The sequence below is a fragment of the Pseudomonas sp. NPDC089428 genome, from assembly GCF_044749325.1.
GTDB lineage: Bacteria > Pseudomonadota > Gammaproteobacteria > Pseudomonadales > Pseudomonadaceae > Aquipseudomonas.
This window is the reverse complement of record NZ_JBIVHT010000001.1, coordinates 604,372-622,119: the sequence shown is the minus strand read 5'-3', so window position 1 is coordinate 622,119 and position 17,748 is coordinate 604,372. Positions and strand designations below refer to the sequence as shown.

Sequence of the window (17,748 nt, the reverse complement as noted above, 5' to 3'; positions counted from 1 at the left end):
TTCAAGCCAGGCAGATGCCATTCACTTCTTGCGCTGCATCCAGGCTGCGCCCAGGCCACTCAGGCAGATGATGGCAATGCCCAGCAAGCTCGCGCTGTCGGGCACCTGTCCATAGATCAGCAGCCCCAGCAACCCGGCAAACACGATCTGGCAGTAGCTGAACGGTGCCAGCAGCGCGGGCGCGGCATGGCGGAAGGCCTGGGTCAGCAGCAGGTGCGCACTCATGCCGAATCCGCCCAGGGCCAGCATCAGCAGCGCATGGTCCCAGCGCGGTACTTCCCAGAAGAACGGCACCAGCGCACTCATCACCAAGGTGTTGCACAGCCCGGCGTAGAAGTTGCTGGTGGTCGGGCTGTCGTAAGCTGCCAGGATGCGCGTGAGCAACTGGTAGAAGCAGAAGCCCAGCGCCGAACCGAACGGGTACAGGATGGCCGGTGTGAACATCGCGCCACCGGGGTGCACCACCACCAGCACACCGATGAAGCCCAGTACCACCGCCACCCACTGCCCAGCTGTCACCCGCTCCTTGAGCAACGGCGCCGACAGCGCAGTGACCAGCACCGGCGCGAGGAAGTTGACCGAGGTCGCCTCGGCCAGCGGCAGGTACTGCAGGCCGGTGGTGAACAGCAGGCTGGTGCTCAGCAGGCTCAGCGCGCGCAAGGTCTGCAGCACCGGGCGACGGGTGCGCAGCACATTGAGGCCCGACTTGGGCAGGAAGATCCCGGCCATCAACAGCGTGTGCACCACATAACGGGCCCACACCACCATGACGATCGGGTACAGGCCACCGAGGAACTTGGACAAGGCATCGTGGCTGGCGAACAGGAACGTCGCCACCACCACCAGGGCGATGCCGCGCAGGGGTTGGTTGACTCCGGACAGCGGTGTGCTGGAACTCATGGCGTTCTCGACGGTGGCGCGGCTGCATGCTGCGCCAGGGGAAGGTGCGACAGCACGGATTCTAGAAGAGATACGACGACTTGAGGAAGATCATTTCCACGCTTTGCATGGGACCTATGCCATTCCGTTCGCTGATCGACCACTTTCCACCCCCGCTGCATGGTCCGTGCCCGGCAAAACGCGCACCATCGATGACGGACCCTCGACCACGAACAAGGAGTTTTCATGCAACGGCTCACCACCCGCAACGGCCTCGACCTGCCCTGCATCGGCCTGGGCACCTGGCCGATGACTGGCGACGAATGCACCCGTGCCGTGCACCAGGCGCTGGAGCTGGGTTACCGGCACGTCGACACGGCCACCGCCTACAACAATGAGGCTGCCGTCGGCCAGGCCCTGCGCGACAGCAGCGTGCCGCGCGAGCAGATCCACCTGACCACCAAGGTCTGGTGGGACCGCCTGGAGCCAAAAGCCATGCGCCAGTCGCTGGAAGACAGCCTGCGCGCGCTGGGCACCGAGCAGGTCGACCTGTTCCACATTCACTGGCCCGGCAAGGACTGGGACCTGGCCCGCAGCATCGAAACCCTGGTGGCCCTGCGCGATGAAGGCAAGGCGCGCAGCATCGGCGTGGCCAATTTCCCGCTCGGCCTGCTGCGCAAGGTGGTCGAGGAGCTGGGCGCGCCGCTGTCGGCGATCCAGGTCGAATACCACGTGTTGCTCAACCAGCAACCGCTGCTCGACTACGCCCGCCAACATGACCTGCTGCTGACCGCCTATACCCCGCTGGCCCGTGGCCGTGCGGCGGAGCAGGCGGTGATCCGCGAGATCGCGCGCAAGCATGGCGTGCTGCCGAGCCAGGTGGCGTTGAAGTGGTTGCTGGACCAGGATGGCGTGGCGGTGATTCCCAAGGCCAGCAGCCGGGAGAACCAGCTGGCCAACCTGGCGGCGCTGCAGGTGCGGCTGGATGATGCCGACCGGGCACTGATTGCCGGGTTGCCGAAGAATCAGCGGGTGGTCAGCCCGGACTTTGCGCCGGACTGGAATAGCTGAGTCCTGTTGCGGCCCCTTCGCGGGCAAGCCCGCTCCCACAAGTACTGCACAAGCCTTACAGACCGTGGTGCCCCTGTGGGAGCGGGCGTGCCCGCGAAGGGCTGCAAAGCACCCCCCCAAGGCCCACGAACGACTACACAGAGACCTGCTTCAACCGCTCGCTGGCTGGCGCCGGGCGCCCATACAGGTAGCCCTGGAAGTGCGAACACCCTTCCGCCCGCAGCCGCTGCATCTGTTCCTCCGACTCCACCCCTTCGGCCGTGGTCTTGATCATCAGGCTGTTGGACAGCTCGGTAATCGCGCGAATGATCGACATCGCCTCGCGGCTGTCGCACATGTCATGCACGAACGACTTGTCGATCTTGATCCGGTCGAACGGGAACGAACGCAGATACCCCAGCGACGAATAACCGGTGCCGAAGTCATCCAGCGAAATCGACACGCCCAGGTCCTTCAGCGCGCGCAGGGTACGCACGTTTTCCTCGCTATTGCCCAGCAGCACCGACTCGGTGATCTCCAGCTCCAGGCGCTGCGGCGCCAGCCCCGAGTCGGCCAGGGCCAGGGTCACGGTGTGCACCAGGTTGGCGTTCTTGAACTGCACCGGCGACAGGTTCACCGACACGGTCTGCTCGGTCCCCCAGCTGGCCGCCTCCTGGCAGGCCAGGTTCAGTGCCCGGGTGCCAAGTTCGTGGATCAGCCCGGTTTCCTCGGCGATGGGGATGAAGTCCATGGGCATGACCATGCCCCGGGTCGGGTGCTCCCAGCGCAGCAGCGCTTCGTAGCCGGTCACGCTGCTGGTCTGCTGATCCACCACCGGCTGGTAGTGCAGGTGCAACTGCCCCAGGTGCAGGGCGGTGCGCAGGTCGGTTTCCACCAGGCGGCGCTGGCGGGCGGCGACATCCAGTTCGAGGTGGAAGCATTCGTAGCGGTTGCGGCCGTTGCGCTTGGCCTCGTACAAGGCCATGTCGGCGTAACCGAGCAGTTGTTCGGCCTGGTCGTTATCCTCGGGGGCAATGGCGATACCGATGCTGACACCCACCGAGAACTGGTGGCCCTCGATCTGGAACGGCGGGCAGATCGCCTCGATCAGACGCTTGGCGGTGCTGCAGGCGGCTTCGCGGCTGTCCAGGTGAGTCAGCACCACGGCGAATTCGTCACCGCCCAGCCGGGCCAGGGTGTCGTGCTCGCGCAGCTCGCGGCGCAGGCGCTTGCCCAGCGCGCGCAGCAGCTTGTCACCGAAGGCATGGCCGAGGGAGTCGTTGATGTTCTTGAAGTTGTCCAGGTCCAGGCACAGCGCAGCGGTGAGCTTTTCGTTCTCCTGGCCGCGCACCAGGGCCTGCTTGAGGCGCTCATGGAACAAGGTGCGGTTGGGCAGCCCGGTGAGCGCGTCGTGGTGGGCCATGTGGTGGATCTGCGCGTGGGCGGCCAGCTCTTCGGTGGCGTCTTCGGCGACGAACAGCACGTAATCGGCCTGGCCCTCGCATTTCTGGCTGAGCAAGGCGCGGCTGCGCAGGGTGCGCGGGCCACAGGCGGTATCGACCCGGGTTTCGGCGGCAAAGCCTTTGCTGCTGCGTGCACCGCGGCTGAGCTGGGTTTCCAGGTAGTCCGCCGCGGCCGGCGCCAGGCACTCACCGGGCGTGTGGCCGATCATCGGCTTGCCACCGCCACCGAACAGGCGCTCGGCTTGCTGGTTGGCGAGCAGAATGCGCTGGCTTTCAAGGTCCTGGACGATGACGCTGGCGGGGATGTTGGCGATCACCGAGTCGAGGAACTGCGACAGGTTGGCCATTTCCTGGCTGTATTGCTCGGCCAGCTCCTTGGCCTGCAGCAGCTCCAGCTCCTGCTGGCGACGTTCGGAAATGTCGCGGGTCACCTTGGCGAAGCCGACCAGCTGGCCGTTATCGTCACGAACCGCCTCGATCACCACATGGGCGTGAAAGGCCGTGCCGTCCTTGCGCAAGCGCGCACCGATCTCTTCAAAGCGGCCGGTGCTACGGGCCTGCTCCAGGTTCTGCTGCGGCAAGCCGGCGGCGCGCTCGGTTTCGCTGTAGAACAGCGAGTAATGCTGACCGACGATTTCTTCGGCGCGGTAGCCTTTGGCCCGCTGGGCGCCGGGGTTCCAGTTGGCGACAATACCGTCAGGGGTGAGCAGGTAGATGGCATAGTCCACCACGCTCTGGATCAACAGCCGGTACATGATGTCGGGGCTTGAGACTAGCGACATGAAATTTACCTGAACCTGCGACGTGCACGAAAGGAGCCCCGGGCCAGAGGGGCCGGGTCTTGAAAAGCCGTGCTGGCATTATGCCTTGCGAGTCGATTTTGTGAAGTGGGTCACATAATTTTGCCGCATCAGCCCGCCGTCAGTGGAGGACGGAAGACACCTGGTAGGTGAGCAGGTCCGGCTCGTCGTCGGGGAAAATCTGCTGCACCGGCCGTTGCAACTGAGCCACCACGGCCTTGCAGAATGCCACTGCAATCGGGTCCAGGGCGTAGCACCGCAGCAGCCAGTCGCCGGGGCTGGAGAGCAACTGGTTGGCCACCGCGCGGCCGATGCCCTGGCGCCGATAGCGCTTGAGGATGAACAGGTCGGCCAGTTCCAGCGCCTCGATGCCGGGTAACTCGCTGCGCTCGACCAGCACGAAACCGGCGATGAAACCGTCCACCAGCACCAGGCTGGCGCTCCAGCCCGGGGACTGCCAGTAGCGCTGCAGGTGCTCTTCGTGGATGTAGAAACGGCCGTCCACCTCGACATCCTCCTGCTCCCAGTCGGAGGACTCATAGGCGTAGAACTGATAGAGGTTACGGATCAGTTCGGCCTGGTCGGGGGTGGTGGGCAGCAGTTCGATGGGCGGCATGGCGCGGAGGGCTCAGGGAAAAGGCCATTCTAAGGCTTTTGTTTTACCTGTGACGGCCAATTCGCGGGTAAACCCGCTCCCACAGGTTCGTCATTGGGCTAAGTTCTGCACAGTACCTGTGGGAGCGGGTTTACCGGCGAATTGGCCGTCACAGGCTTATGCCACTGCCGCCACAGCCTCGATCTCCACCAGCATGCCATCCAGCGCCAGGCGCGGCACCGGTATCAGCGTGCACGTCGGTTTCATGCACCCTCCCCAAGCCCGATCCGCCTCGGCCACCCATTGCGCCAACCGCGCCTCGCTGTGATCGACAATGAGCAACGTCAGCTTGAACACCTGTGCCAACTCTGCCCCCTTCGAGGCCAGTGCAGTCTGCAGATTGGCCAACGCCTGGCGGGCCTGTTCAGCGAATTCGGGGGAAAGCTGCCCAGCGGCATCCTCCCCGCCCTGCCCGGCGATAAACAGCAGCCGGCTGCCGGCGCTGACCTCGGCCACGTGGGAATAGGCATTGGCACTGGGGTCGTACAGGCCTTGTGGATTGGACAGTTGAAATGCGCGGGTCATGGAACGCTCCTTCGTGTGAATGAGCGTCCGAGTCTGTTGGCTCGAGTTAGGTAGAGGTCAAGATGCCGTAGGAAATTTCTTTATTACTGTACAGAAGCTCAACACCGCGTATGTAGGATTGCGCCGCGCAGTTCGCTAGATTGCAGTTCCCGGCACGGAGGCCAGAGCCGCGGCGCAGCGCCGCTTCACTGAAGGAAAAGCCATGAGCAAGCCCTACGCGTTTCAACTCGCCTACACCATCAGCCCTGTGAACAATGAACACGAAGGTGACGCCGCTGTAGCGCGTGCCCACCTGCGTGAAAAGATGGGCTGGAAGACCGTCGGCAAAGTCGAAACCACGCTACACGGTGAGCTGGTCCTGTCTCCAGGTACGGCTGATGAAAAACGCCGAGAAGCCGGCAAGTCGATGCGTACCCTCATCCGTGCCCAGTTCAAGGCACTGGAGGTGGAGAACACGGTCAGCTTTGCCGGCAGCCTGATGGTCAGCGGCCTTGACCCGGCCATCAAGATCGGCATTACCCCCGACTGAGGCACCCGGTATCAGGCGCCCCGCGCCTGATACCGCCGCCGTCATTTTTCCTGCAGCACCGCCCTGCCCTTCACCGCCCGCGGCCCGCGCCAGGCCCAGAACAGCAACCCCGGGAACGGCGCATAGACCACGAACACGATCCACAGCATCTTGCGCTCTGCACGCCGTTCGCTACCGATGATGTGCCAGATGGCGAAGATCTCCAGCAGGATGACCAAGGCCGCGACCATGATCCAGATCGTTCCGATTTCCATAAGCACTCTCCCGTTGGCATGTAAGGGGTTGGGTTGCTGCCAGCGGTGAGGGTTCATTCGGATTTGCTATCGGTGCAGGGCTTGGGATACCGCGTTGACGAATACCGCGTCCTCGTCATACAGGCGGTAGCTATTGCGCAAACCGATCACCCCAGTGGCCTACGACATCGTGCATAAGCCGGACCAGCGGCATGCAGACGGCGAAATCTTGCCTATCGTTTAAAGTCCCACCGGACGAAGAGCGTCTTGCCATGGATATCAATACGCTGTTTGCGCAGTTGCACACCCTCCCCAGCATTCCCCAGGTGGCCCTGGAGCTGGTCCAGCAATTCGACAACCCCCACGAAAGCCTCGAGAAGGTCGCGCGCAGCATCGAGCGCGACCCGGTGATCGCCGCCAAGGTGTTGCGCCTGGCCAACTCGGCGCGCTTCAAGGGTGCCCGTGAGTCCGCCAGCATCGAGGATGCGGCGATGCGCCTGGGCTTCAACGTGCTGCGCACGCTGGTGCTGGCGTCGGCCGTGACCGGGGCTTTCAAGTCGGCGCCTGGCTTCAACCTCAAGGTGTTCTGGGGGCGTAGCTTCCAGGTTGCCAGCATCAGCCGCCTGCTGGCCCGCCAGGCCGGGCTTGACGGTGAAGTGGCATTCACCTGCGGGGTCATGCACGACATCGGCGAGCTGTTGATCCAGACCGGCGCGCCGGAATACGCCGCACGCATCAAAGGGGCCAGTGGCACCACCGGCCGCGCTGCCAGCGAAACCCAGCAACTGGGCTTCGGCTACCCGGAAGTCGGCGCCGAGCTTGCCAAGCGCTGGAACCTGCCGCAGACCTTGCAGGCGGCCATCCGTTACCAGGCGCAACCACACCTGGCGCCCGATGGCCAGCCCTATGCAAGGGTCATCGCCCAGGCGATGGAGGTGTTCGATGCGCTGGAGCAGCATGGTGGGCCGACCGACGAAGCACGCGATGCCCTGGGCGGCCCGCTGTTCGAGGAGGTCGACCTTGACTTGCTGTTTGAAAAGCTGCCGTTCCTGCTGGAGCAGGACAAGGCCTTCACCGACTACCTGGCCTGACTGCACGGGCCTGTTCGCGGCGGTTCGACGCCGCGAACAGGCCGCTGCAGGTCAACTCAACGGCCCGGCACGTGCGCCAAGGCAACTTTCAACGCCTGGGCATCGGCAAATGCCTGTTGGCTCACCAACACCCCATCGTTCACCTGCAGCCACAACACCTGCCCTGCCTGCCCCGGATAGCGGCTGGCAACACGGCCTTCGCGGTCGAGCATCACCCGGTAGCTGTAATCGCGCATCGCCGGTATGGCGAACAGCTTGCTGACCAGCGCCGGCATCCGCTGGATATCGGCGACGAACACCGCATCGCGCGCCTCCAGATAGCCCTTGGGCGTATCGGCAAGGGCGGCCTTGACCAGCTTGGCGCCATCCATGTCGCGCGCCACCAGCAGAATGTGGGTATCGGCATTCAGGCTGTAAGGCTGGTCGTACTGGTCAAGCAGCGTCCACGGCGCCAACCGCTCGCCGGTCTCCAGAGCACTGGCCAGCAATGGCAGCAAACCGATCAGTAATGCAATGGCGTATCTCATCGAGGCTCTCCAGAACAGAGGCGCCAGCATAGCCCACTTGCCTCAACACGACCTGCAATACGACACAGGCCCGCCGGCGATTGTCTTTCCCGCACGCTCCCGCCACACTCTGCCGGCCAGCCAGGAAGCGGAGTCCAGAGTGCCCACACCACGCCAGTTCAGCAAGAAGACCAGCACCAGCAACATGCTGCGGCTCAAGGCCAGCGCCGGCAGCCCCGAAGCCCCCTACCGCGTCGACTTCATCCTGCTCGAGCACTTCTCGATGGCCAGCTTCACCGTGGCCATGGACGTGCTGGTCACCGCCAACCTGCTGCGCGCCGACAGCTTCCGCTTCACCCCGCTGTCGCTCAAGGGTGACCGGGTGCTGAGCGACCTGGGCCTGGAACTGGTCGCCAGCGAGCTGTCCGCCAACGAACTCAAGGAACTCGACCTGCTGATCGTCTGCGGCGGCCTGCGCACGCCGCTGAAATACCCCGAGCTCGACCGCCTGCTGGACGACTGTGCCGCCCATGGCATGGCCCTGGGCGGGCTGTGGAACGGTGCCTGGTTCCTCGGCCGTGCTGGCGTGCTCAATGACTATGGCTGCAGCATCCACCCCGAACAGCGCGCCAGCCTGTCCGAGCGCAGCCCGCAAACCCGCATCACCCCGGCCAGTTTCACCCTCGACCGCGACCGCCTCAGCGCCGCCAGCCCCAACGGCGCCATGGAGCTGATGCTCGGCCTGGTGCGCCGCCTGTACGGCGACGGCCTGGCCGAGGGCGTGGAGGAAATCCTGTCGTTCTCTGGTGCCCGCTACCGCCAGGTCGGCCCCGGGGCGAAAAAGTCCATGAGCCTGCACCTGCGCACCATCGTCGAGCTGATGGAAAACAACCTCGAGGAGACCCTCAGCCTCGACCAGCTGGCTGCCTACAGCGGCCGCTCGCGCCGGCAGATCGACCGCCTGTTCCAGGCCCAGCTCGGCACCTCGCCGCGGCGCTACTACATGGAACTGCGCATCACCAAGAGCCGCCGCCTGCTGCAGTACTCCGACCTGTCGGTGATGGAAGTGGCAGTGGCCTGCGGCTTTGTCTCGGTGTCGCACTTCAGCAAGTGCTACGCCGCCTACTTCGGCTACCCACCGTCACGTGAACAACGGCTGGGCGAGTAAGCGGGTTCATGCGCGGATGTAGTTGAGCACCACGTCGCAGATCATCTGCCGGTGGCGCTGCTTGACCTGCTCTTCACCCAGGTCGATCTGGAAGATGTCGCCGAAGGTGTGGCGGTTGGACACCCGGTAGAAACAGAACGAACTCATCAGCATGTGCAGGTCGATGACCTCGATGCCTGGGCGGAACACGCCCTCCTGCACGCCACGCTCCAGGGTGCTGCCCAATGCCTGCAGCACGAGGCTGCTCATCTCGCGGATGGCCGGGGACTTCTTGACGTATTCGCCGTAGTGGATGTTCTCGGTGCAGACCATGCGCACGAAATCGACGTTGCGGTCGTGGTGGTCGAAGGTGAACTCGGCCAGCCGGCGGATCGCCTGCTCGGCCGGCAGCTTCTCCAGGTCCAGGCTCTGCTCGGTCTTGCGGATGTCGCCATAGAGCTTGACCAGGCACTCGACGTACAGCTGCTCCTTGCTGCCGAAGTAGTAGTAGATCATGCGCTTGGAAGTGGCCGTGCGTTCGGCGATGGCGTCCACGCGCGCGCCGGCCAGGCCCTGCTGGACGAACTCGTTGATGGCAGCCTGGAGGATGTCCTCGCGGGTTTTCTCGGGGTTGTTCTTGCGCGGTTGGCGCGTAGCCGAGGGTTCAGGCGGGCTGAGGGGGGCTACGGGGTCGGTCATGGGGGCTCACGGGGGTGATTATTGGAATTGGAGAGGGATTATCCGTGAGTGGGGGGATGCAGGGAAGCGGGCTGTTGGTCGAAGGCTCGCAGGTAGCGCAGGTGTGTGGCGTCTGGGGTATGCAATACCTTGTCGATCCGGAACTTCGCCACCGGCTCCTGCAGGTTTTCGAAGAGGCGTCTGCCACTGCCCAAAAGCACCGGGGCCAAGGCGATTTCCAGTTCGTCGATGGCATCCATGCGCAGGTACTGCTGTATCACGTCCGCGCCACCCGAAATGCGAATGTCGCGCCCACCTGCAACCGCCCTGGCCTTCTGGAGGGCTTGCACTGGCCCATCGTTGCAGAAGTGGAACGTCGTGCCGCCCGGCCGCACCCAAGGTTCGCGCTTTTCGTGGGTGAGCACGTACACCAGGCAATGGAAAGGTGCTTGCTCTGGCCAGCTGCGCTCGCCCTGGTCGAACATGCGCTTGCCCATGATGGCCGCGCCGGTGCGCTCCAGGGTGTGGCGGAGCATGTCGTTGACCGGTCCTGTCTCGCCGCCCGAGGCGAACATTAGGTTCTCGCGAAAGTACTGCTGCTTGAGGATCCAGCCCATCAGCTCACCCCACCTGGCGCCCCACTGCTTGTAGCCGGGGTTTTCCCAGTGCGCGATGTCCATGCCTTCCGGGGCCATATAGCCGTCAAGGCTCAGGCCGATGTTGACGAATACTTTGCTCATGAACTGCCTCTCGCTGCGGATGGTTCACGCCCACTGAACAGAAGAGCCACACAAGTGTAGATGACCAGGATGTGGTCCCCGGCGGAGCATGAATGCCAACCCTGCCGTTGCGCCGTTGGAACTAAGCCACCGTTGCTGCCCCCTAACCCTGTGCGATAAGCCCAATGCCATTCACAGGAAGGTTTGATCAATGAAACGTGAACAGATCGAAGGTGTTGCAGAAAAGGTGGCCGGCAAGGCGCAGAGCGCAGCCGGCAAGTGGCTGGAAGATCCGGCCCTGGAAGCGGAGGGAAATGCGCGCCAGGCATCGGGCCAGCTCACCAAAAGCTATGGTGATGCACTGGATAACGTTTCCACATTTGTAAGGGAGAAGCCGCTGACGGCGCTGGCTGTGGCAGCAGGGCTTGCGCTGGTTGTCAGTCGACTGTTGCGGCGCTGATTTGCAGCGCAAAGCGTTCGGCCATCAGACATAGAAAGGCTTGCGGCGCCCATGAGACCGAGCACCATCTGGCGGCCCGGGCTCATGGGCATTAGCAGGCGCGGCTGGGCTGCCGTTTCGCTGATCGGCGGCAGCGTTCGCAACAGTAGCGCACCTGGTCCCAGCATCGCGCCCAACGCTTGCGCCAGCTGAACGGCAGGCCACAGGCGGAGCAGACCTTGCTCGGCAACGGCTTGCGCCTATCCGCGGGTCACGGAGTGCCTGACGGCACGCGACGGAAGAACAGGCTGATCTGCCCGACTTCGATGCCCAGCTTGCTCATACGGGTGCGGTTGATCAGGGTATTCTCGTCCATCAGGTACATCCAGTCGTCCATGTCCATGGTCCAGTGCCGGCCATCGACCGGCAAGTCCAGGCGGTAGCGCCAGTGCAGCGCGTTACCCGCCACCTCGCCCTCGGCCACGCCAACCACATCACCGGCCGTGCCGCGCCAACGGTTCGGGCCGTCGGGGGTCAACGTCCAGATGCGCTGTTGGCGCGTGCCATCGCTGTACACGAAGTGCTCGTCGAGGATCAGTCGCTCGCCTTCACGGCGACTGTCGATGCGCACCTTGAAGCGCTTGACCACTTCGCCCGAGGGCTTCTGGAACAGGCCCCAGGCCTGCACCGGCTGCGAAAAGAACGCCGCCAGGTCCAGGCGCGGCTGCTCCTGGGCATAATGCTCGACACCCACCTTGCAACTGCCCAGTAGCAGGCAGGCGATCACCAGCAACGCCTTGTACATGCTTAAGCCTCCTCAGTCGTTTGCAGCAACCCCCAGCAGACGTTCGCGCAGCTGCGCATCGCGGGACCGGGGGTCCAGCCAGATGGCAAAGAACGCACGGGCCAAGGCCGGGTCGGTCACTTCCAGGCTGAGCTGGCCATCGACATAGAAGCGGCAACCATGGCCGGGAAGGTACAACCCGGTGATGCGCATGCCGGGGCGCACATCCACGAAGGCTTCAGACAGGGTGGCGGACCACTGCTCGATGGTATCGCTGGCCAATGGCGGCTTCGCCAGCCGTTGCATTTCTTCGATGCTGGCCTGCACCAAGGTGTTCCGGGAAAGCGCCCGGTGGTAGGTCAGTTCGAGGGCGAACGGCTCGGCCCAGGACCAGGCGGTACCGGCGCGCCAAAGGCGGGCGGTGTAGAGACGCAGGCCGAACCAGGTGAAATCGCCGCTGCCCGAGAGTTTCGCGCTGGGCAGGGAGGACTGCCAGTCAGCGGATGCGGACTGGCTCAGGATCATCACAGTGACCAGGGTGAGTGCGCTGAGGGCCGAAGGTTTGAGTACCACGGGCGGTGCACCGGAGGGATTTCTATACAAGAGTAGTATTTTGTATAGATTTTTGAGGTTATTTCTGAAGCCTCCACTGTACCAGTGGGAGCAGGCTTGCCCGCGAACATCGGCAAAGCCGGTGCCATGCACCGAGTCGCCTTATTCGCGGGCAAGCCCGCTCCCACAAGATGTGGATCAGGCAAGCTCTCAACCGATGATCACAAGACCGGCTTGCGCGCCGCCCCGCTACGCCGCTTGGCCATCGCTGCCAGGCGTACCGCGACGTTCGCGGCACCATACCCGGCATAGCCACCTTTGCGCTGGATGATCTCGAAGAAGAAGCGCTCTTCGAACGGTTCGGTGTACACGTGGAACAGCTCGCCACCCTGGGCATCACGGTCGTACAGCACGTTGTAGTACGCCAGTTCGCTGAGGAACTCGTCGTTGAAATCGAAGCGCGCCGCGAGGTCGTCGTAGTAGTTCAGCGGAATTTCCAGCAACGGCACGCCAGACTCCTTGGCCCGGGCAACTTCCTTGAAGATGTCCGCGCAATCGAAGGCGATGTGATGCACGCCCGAACCGCGATAGCTGGACAGCGCATGGGCGATTGCGGTGTTGCGGTTTTCCGAGATGTTCAACGGCAAACGCAGGCTGCCGCACTGGCTGCGCAAGGCGCGGCTCTTGACCAGGCCGTACGGGTCGGGCAGCACCACTTCATCGTCGGCAGCAAAATCGAACAGGCTCTTGTAGAACAGCACCCAGCTGTCCAGCGACTCGGCCGGCAACGCCAGGGCCATATGGTCGATGCGCTGCAAACCACCGCTGGCATCGGCGGCCGGGTCCAGGCGGAAGTCGGTGTCATACAGCGACGGCCCTTCCTTGCCCTGCTCCACCAGGTAGATCAGGCTGCCGTCCGGCGCCCGCACGGCCGGCACTTCACATTCGTTGGGGCCTACCAGGCCGCGGAATGGCTGGCCGCGGAAGTCGGTGGCGCGCTGCAGCGCGGCGTGCTCGTCCTTCACCCGCAAGGCGGTGGCACACAGCGACGGGCCGTGGGCTTCGAAGAAGTTGTGGCCGAAGGAGTATGGCTCGGCATTGAGCACGATGTTGATGTCATTCTGACGCAGCAGGCGCACGTCCTTGCTGCGGTGCTTGCCGGCTTCGGCAAAGCCCAGGCGCTTGAGCCAACCGCCCAGGCGCGCGCCGACTGCTTCGTCGACGGCAAATTCGAGGAACTCCACGCCGTCATAGACACTGGCGGCCGGCGGGGTGAACAACACACCCGGTTCGATGGCGGTGCCTTCCTGCTCCAGGCGCAGGCGGGTCTGCTCTTCGAGGTACAGCAGCGAGCGCAGGCCGTCGGCGGCGTTCTGCCGAGTCGGCGCGGCGCGGAAGCCATCGTTGAAGATTTCCAGCGACAGCGGGCCACGGTAGCCAGTGGCCAGGATCGGCGCGAGGAAGCCGGCCAGGTCCATTTCGCCCTGCCCCGGGAAGTTGCGGAAGTGGCGGCTCCACTCCAGCACGTCCATGTTCAGGATCGGCGCGTCGGCCATCTGCACGAAGAAGATCTTGTCGCCGGGGATGTCGCGGATCGCCGCCGGGTCCCCTTTGAGCGACAGGGTGTGGAAGCTGTCGAGGATCACCCCCAGCGCCGGGTGGTCGGCCTGGCGTACCAGGTTCCACACTTGCTGGTAGGTATTGACGTGACGGCCCCAGGCCAGTGCTTCGTAACCGATGCGCAAGCCGCGCTTGCCGGCGTGCTCGGCGAGCAGGCGCAGGTCGTCCACCAGGATCTGTTCATCCCCCAGGGCGTCGGCCTGGACGTTGCTGCACACCAGCACCAAGTCGGTGCCCAGCTCCTGCATCAGGTCGAACTTGCGCTCGGCGCGGTCGAGGTTCTTCTGCAGGCGGTCGCGGCGGCAACCTTCAAAATCACGGAACGGCTGGAACAGGGTGATGGCAATGCCGAGGTCGGCGCACATCTGCCGGACTTCACGCGGGCTACCGGCGTAGTACAACAGGTCGTTCTCGAAGATCTCGACGCCGTCGAAACCGGCGGCGGCGATGGCTTCGAGCTTTTCCGGCAGAGTGCCGCTCAAGGACACGGTGGCTATCGAACGCTGCATGGGGGGAGTTCCTTGTTATTGGACGGACGACGAACCAGAACCTCGTGGGTTCTTGGCACTATTGATTATTCGCAGGTAAAGTCGGCCCGGCAATCTGTTTGTACGAAATGGTTAGTTTTGCGTTCGATTACCGCACAAAACCGATTTTGACGAATTGATTCACCGCCAACCCTAGGCAACCATGAACCCAGACGCAGACACACCGACCGCCCTCTTCTGCCCTGACGGTCGCTCGGCACAACCTGCGCAGACAAGCCCAGCGTCACCACATAATAAGTTCAATAAACCGGGTACCGACCTATGCACACCTCCATCGCCCTGCGATCCGCACCTGCTCGTTCGTCCTCCCTTTGCAGACAACGCCTGCGATCAATCGCGCCATAACGCACGCCCTACTCCCGACAAGCGATCGCACTCCCTCTGGCCGCCCCTGGGCGACGCCAGCCGTGCGGCGACCTACAAGAACAACGGAGACAACGATGGCTCACTCAAGCTCTCAAGCCAAGAAAGCGACCGCCAGCGGATGGATTGGCTCGGCACTCGAATACTACGATTTCTTCATCTATGCCCAGGCTGCGGCGCTGATCTTCCCGCAGATCTTCTTCCCCAACACCGACCCGAAAATGGCCATCATCGCCTCGCTGGCCACCTACGGCGTGGGCTACCTGGCGCGCCCGGTCGGCGCTTTCGTGCTGGGCCACTGGGGTGACACCCGTGGGCGCAAGAACGTTCTGCTGCTGTGCATGTTCCTGATGGGCCTGTCGACCATGGCCGTCGGCCTGCTGCCGACCTACCACGACATCGGCCTGCTCGCCCCGGCCTTGCTGGTACTGCTGCGCCTGGTCCAGGGCTTTGCCGTGGCCGGTGAGATCTCCGGTGCCAGCTCGATGATCATGGAGCACGCCCCGTTCGGCCGGCGCGGGTACTACGCCAGCTTCACCTTGCAGGGCGTGCAGGCCGGCCAGGTACTGGCGGCGGCAGTGTTCCTGCCACTGGCCTACTTCATGCCGAGCGAAGCCTTCAATGACTGGGGCTGGCGCATTCCGTTCCTGATGAGCGCCTTCGTCCTGATCGCAGGCTTCATCATCCGCAAGGAAGTGCACGAAACCCCAGCGTTCGTGAAGGAAGAGAAGCAGGACAAGGTTGCCAAGTCGCCGATCAGCGAAGCCTTCCGCCACAGCTGGAAGCACATGGTGCTGGTGATGTTCATGGCCCTGATGAACGTGATTCCGGTGGTCGCCACCATCTTCGGCGCTGCCTACGCGGTACAACCGGCCTACGGCATCGGCTTCGACAAGAGCGTGTACCTGTGGATTCCGGTGGTGGGCAACATTGTCGCGGTGCTGGTGATCCCGTTCGTGGGCAACCTGTCCGACAAGATCGGCCGCCGCCCGACCATGATCGCCGGCTGCCTGGGTTCGGGCCTGCTGGCCTTCGTCTACCTGTATGCGATCAGCATCCAGAACGTGCCACTGGCCTTCGCCACCTCGATCGTCATGTGGGGCATGGTCTACCAGGGCTACAACGCGGTATTCCCAAGCTTCTACCCGGAGCTGTTCCACACCCGCTACCGCGTCTCGGCCATGGCCATCGCGCAAAACATCGGCACCATGCTGACTGCCATGCTGCCGGCACTGTTCGCCCTGGTGGCGCCACCGGGTTCGGACAACATTCCGCTGGTGATCGGTGGCCTGGCGTTCTTCATCACTTGCGTGTGTGCACTGGCGGCCTACATTGCGCCTGAGACCCACCGTCTGGCGATGGAAGACCTGGGTAACCCAGAGGCCAAGCCGATGGAGAAGGAAGCCTTCGAGGCCAGCCGTAAAGGCAGCTTTCAGGCGGTGAGCCACTGATAAATCGCAAGGGGCCGCTTTGCGGCCCATTCGCGGGCAAGCCCGCTACCACAGGGATGTCACAAGCCTTGGCTTTGTGGTGGCCTTCGGGAGCGGGCTTGCCCGCGAATAGGCTGCAAGGCAGCCCCATCGATATCAGCCTTTAACCACTTCTTGCAGGTTCAGCCAAAGCTTTTCCACATGCTCCCGCTCGGTCGGCAAGGCCCCCACCGAAACCCGCACCATCCACCGCCCTTCCAGCGTCGCCGGCGTCACATACGCCACCCCTGACGCATTCAGCCGCTCAGCCCACGCCTTGGTATGCGCATCCAGCGCCTCCCCCTCCAGCCCGGCAGGCCGATGGCGAATGCACAAGGTCTGCAGCTGCACCGGCGCCAGCACTTCCCACTGCGCCGCTGCATTCACCTGCTCCGCCAGCCAGCGCGCATTCCCAAGGTCCCGCCGCAGGCGCTGCTGCAACGCCTCCACGCCTTCGCTGCGCAACATGAACCACAGTTTCAAGGCACGGAACCGGCGGCCCAGTGGAATCCCCCAATCACGCAGGTTCTTCACCTCCCCATCCACCGCCGACTGCAGGTAGCTCGGGTTGGTGCTCATCACCCGGATCAGGTGCTGCGGATCGCGCACGTAATAGATCGAGCAATCGAACGCCACCCCCAGCCACTTGTGCGCGTTGACCACCACCGAGTCGGCCAGCTCGATGCCGTCCCACATCCAGCGGCACTCCGGCAGGATCATCGCCGAGCCGGCCATGGCCGAGTCGACATGCAGCCACAGCCCGTTGGCCTGGGCGATTTCGCCGATCGGGCGCAGCGGGTCGAGGGCGGTGGTGGTCGTGGTGCCCGTGGTGGCAACCACGGCACAGGGCTGGTTGCCAGCGGCCAGGTCCTGCTCGATGGCAGCCCGCAGCGCCTCCGGGCGCATGGCGAACTGCGCGTCGGTGGCGATCAGGCGGATGTTGGCGCGACCGAAGCCGGCCAGCAGCGCGGCCTTGTCCACCGAGCTGTGGGCATGGGCGCTGACATAGACGATCAGCGGCTTGGCCTCGGCCTGCAGGCCGCCACGTATCAGGGCATAGTCAGTGGCTCGCTCACGGGCGCTGATCAGCGCCACCAGGGTGCTGGTGGATGCGGTGTCCTGAATAACCCCGCTCCACTGGGCCGACAGGCCAAGCAGCTGGCGCAGCCAGTCGAGGGTGGTTTCTTCCAGCTCGCTCAGCGCCGGGCTGGATTGCCACGACAGGCCCAGCACGCCGAAGCCGGTGCTGAGGAAGTCGCCGAGCACCGACGACAGCGTGCCGTTGGACGGGAAGTAGCCGTAGAAATCCGGGTGCTGCCAGTGCGACAGGCCAGGCATGACCAGTTGGTTGACGTCGTCGAGGATGGCTTCGAACGGCTCGCCTTGCTGCGGAGCGCCTTGTGGCAGCTGGGCCTTGAGGTAGCCGGGCTCGACCTGGGCCATGACCGGGCGCTCGCCGACGGATTGGCGGTAGTCGGCGATCAGGTCGATCAGCTGATGGCCGTACTGGCGGAATTGTTCTGGGGTCACGCGCGCTCTCCTGTGGTTTATCTTGTGTCTGCGCCGGCCTCTTCGCGGGTAAACCCGCTCCCACAGGTACACCACTGCCCTCAAGGCCTGTGGTGATCCTGTGGGAGCGGGTTTACCCGCGAAGAGGCCGGTGCAGACAACACAATGCCCCCAAGTCTAGGCGCCCAC

At 63.9% G+C, this 17,748-nt stretch carries 19 protein-coding genes; 6 read left to right on the top strand and 13 right to left on the bottom strand.

Translation table 11 applies throughout. The annotated features are described in order from the left end of the window. Positions 1-21 precede the first annotated feature (21 nt). Positions 22-900: a DMT family transporter gene (locus ACIPZ5_RS03215; protein ID WP_313712327.1), complete on the bottom strand. Its 879-nt coding sequence runs from the start codon at positions 898-900 to the stop codon at positions 22-24. A gap of 225 nt (positions 901-1,125) precedes the next feature. On the opposite strand from ACIPZ5_RS03215, the gene ACIPZ5_RS03210 reads away from it, so the two are divergent. Then, a complete protein-coding gene (locus ACIPZ5_RS03210) occupies positions 1,126-1,950 on the top strand; it encodes an aldo/keto reductase (protein ID WP_400806608.1) in 825 nt (274 codons plus the stop codon). A 133-nt stretch (positions 1,951-2,083) separates the two neighbouring features. Here the strand turns inward: ACIPZ5_RS03210 and ACIPZ5_RS03205 are convergent, their stop codons facing one another. The 3 genes from ACIPZ5_RS03205 to ACIPZ5_RS03195 form a co-directional block, all read right to left on the bottom strand. After that, positions 2,084-4,174, bottom strand: coding sequence for an EAL domain-containing protein (locus ACIPZ5_RS03205; RefSeq protein WP_400806605.1), 2,091 nt, complete (start codon positions 4,172-4,174; stop codon positions 2,084-2,086). 139 nt (positions 4,175-4,313) lie between these two features. Beyond that, on the bottom strand, positions 4,314-4,808 hold the full coding sequence (locus tag ACIPZ5_RS03200; RefSeq protein ID WP_343595272.1) for a GNAT family N-acetyltransferase: 495 nt from the start codon (positions 4,806-4,808) through the stop codon (positions 4,314-4,316). A gap of 156 nt (positions 4,809-4,964) precedes the next feature. Then, positions 4,965-5,372: a RidA family protein gene (locus ACIPZ5_RS03195; protein ID WP_400806603.1), complete on the bottom strand. Its 408-nt coding sequence runs from the start codon at positions 5,370-5,372 to the stop codon at positions 4,965-4,967. 202 nt (positions 5,373-5,574) lie between these two features. Between ACIPZ5_RS03195 and ACIPZ5_RS03190 the strand changes: the two genes are divergently transcribed. Further along, positions 5,575-5,901, top strand: a complete 327-nt coding sequence (locus tag ACIPZ5_RS03190) for a hypothetical protein (RefSeq protein WP_261940459.1) — start codon at positions 5,575-5,577, stop codon at positions 5,899-5,901. Positions 5,902-5,942: 41 nt separating this feature from the next. On the opposite strand, the gene ACIPZ5_RS03185 is transcribed toward ACIPZ5_RS03190, so the two are convergent. Continuing rightward, complete coding sequence (locus ACIPZ5_RS03185) at positions 5,943-6,155, bottom strand: PLDc N-terminal domain-containing protein (protein WP_343595268.1); 213 nt, start codon at positions 6,153-6,155, stop codon at positions 5,943-5,945. Between the two features lie 251 nt (positions 6,156-6,406). On the opposite strand from ACIPZ5_RS03185, the gene ACIPZ5_RS03180 reads away from it, so the two are divergent. Then, the gene (locus tag ACIPZ5_RS03180) at positions 6,407-7,225 is read left to right on the top strand and encodes an HDOD domain-containing protein (protein WP_343595266.1); all 819 of its coding nucleotides are present in this window, start codon (positions 6,407-6,409) and stop codon (positions 7,223-7,225) included. A gap of 56 nt (positions 7,226-7,281) precedes the next feature. On the opposite strand, the gene ACIPZ5_RS03175 is transcribed toward ACIPZ5_RS03180, so the two are convergent. Beyond that, positions 7,282-7,752: an FAD/FMN-containing dehydrogenase gene (locus ACIPZ5_RS03175; protein WP_343595264.1), complete on the bottom strand. Its 471-nt coding sequence runs from the start codon at positions 7,750-7,752 to the stop codon at positions 7,282-7,284. Positions 7,753-7,891: 139 nt separating this feature from the next. Here ACIPZ5_RS03175 and ACIPZ5_RS03170 point away from each other — a divergent pair, with 139 nt between their 5' ends. Then, a complete protein-coding gene (locus tag ACIPZ5_RS03170) occupies positions 7,892-8,899 on the top strand; it encodes a GlxA family transcriptional regulator (protein WP_261940463.1) in 1,008 nt (335 codons plus the stop codon). A 6-nt stretch (positions 8,900-8,905) separates the two neighbouring features. Here ACIPZ5_RS03170 and ACIPZ5_RS03165 read toward each other — a convergent pair whose 3' ends face one another. Both ACIPZ5_RS03165 and ACIPZ5_RS03160 read right to left on the bottom strand, forming a co-directional pair. After that, positions 8,906-9,577, bottom strand: coding sequence for a TetR/AcrR family transcriptional regulator (locus tag ACIPZ5_RS03165; RefSeq protein WP_261940464.1), 672 nt, complete (start codon positions 9,575-9,577; stop codon positions 8,906-8,908). 38 nt (positions 9,578-9,615) lie between these two features. Next, positions 9,616-10,296, bottom strand: a complete 681-nt coding sequence (locus ACIPZ5_RS03160; protein WP_400806600.1) for a dihydrofolate reductase family protein — start codon at positions 10,294-10,296, stop codon at positions 9,616-9,618. 190 nt (positions 10,297-10,486) lie between these two features. On the opposite strand from ACIPZ5_RS03160, the gene ACIPZ5_RS03155 reads away from it, so the two are divergent. Next, positions 10,487-10,735: a CsbD family protein gene (locus tag ACIPZ5_RS03155; RefSeq protein WP_054887296.1), complete on the top strand. Its 249-nt coding sequence runs from the start codon at positions 10,487-10,489 to the stop codon at positions 10,733-10,735. A gap of 91 nt (positions 10,736-10,826) precedes the next feature. Here ACIPZ5_RS03155 and ACIPZ5_RS03150 read toward each other — a convergent pair whose 3' ends face one another. From ACIPZ5_RS03150 to quiC, 4 genes are all read right to left on the bottom strand, one after another. After that, positions 10,827-10,964, bottom strand: coding sequence for a DUF2256 domain-containing protein (locus ACIPZ5_RS03150; protein ID WP_400806598.1), 138 nt, complete (start codon positions 10,962-10,964; stop codon positions 10,827-10,829). A gap of 21 nt (positions 10,965-10,985) precedes the next feature. After that, positions 10,986-11,519 (bottom strand): DUF3833 domain-containing protein, encoded by a 534-nt coding sequence (locus tag ACIPZ5_RS03145; RefSeq protein ID WP_343595257.1) that lies wholly within the window; start codon positions 11,517-11,519, stop codon positions 10,986-10,988. A 12-nt stretch (positions 11,520-11,531) separates the two neighbouring features. Continuing rightward, complete coding sequence (locus tag ACIPZ5_RS03140) at positions 11,532-12,023, bottom strand: chalcone isomerase family protein (RefSeq protein ID WP_261944326.1); 492 nt, start codon at positions 12,021-12,023, stop codon at positions 11,532-11,534. 248 nt (positions 12,024-12,271) lie between these two features. Further along, entirely contained in the window at positions 12,272-14,179 is a 1,908-nt protein-coding gene (quiC, locus tag ACIPZ5_RS03135; protein ID WP_261940468.1) for a 3-dehydroshikimate dehydratase QuiC, read from the bottom strand. Positions 14,180-14,658: 479 nt separating this feature from the next. Here quiC and ACIPZ5_RS03130 point away from each other — a divergent pair, with 479 nt between their 5' ends. Beyond that, complete coding sequence (locus ACIPZ5_RS03130) at positions 14,659-16,032, top strand: MFS transporter (RefSeq protein ID WP_261940469.1); 1,374 nt, start codon at positions 14,659-14,661, stop codon at positions 16,030-16,032. Between the two features lie 135 nt (positions 16,033-16,167). Here ACIPZ5_RS03130 and ACIPZ5_RS03125 read toward each other — a convergent pair whose 3' ends face one another. Further along, a complete protein-coding gene (locus ACIPZ5_RS03125) occupies positions 16,168-17,580 on the bottom strand; it encodes a DOPA decarboxylase (protein ID WP_400806595.1) in 1,413 nt (470 codons plus the stop codon). Positions 17,581-17,748 lie beyond the last annotated feature (168 nt).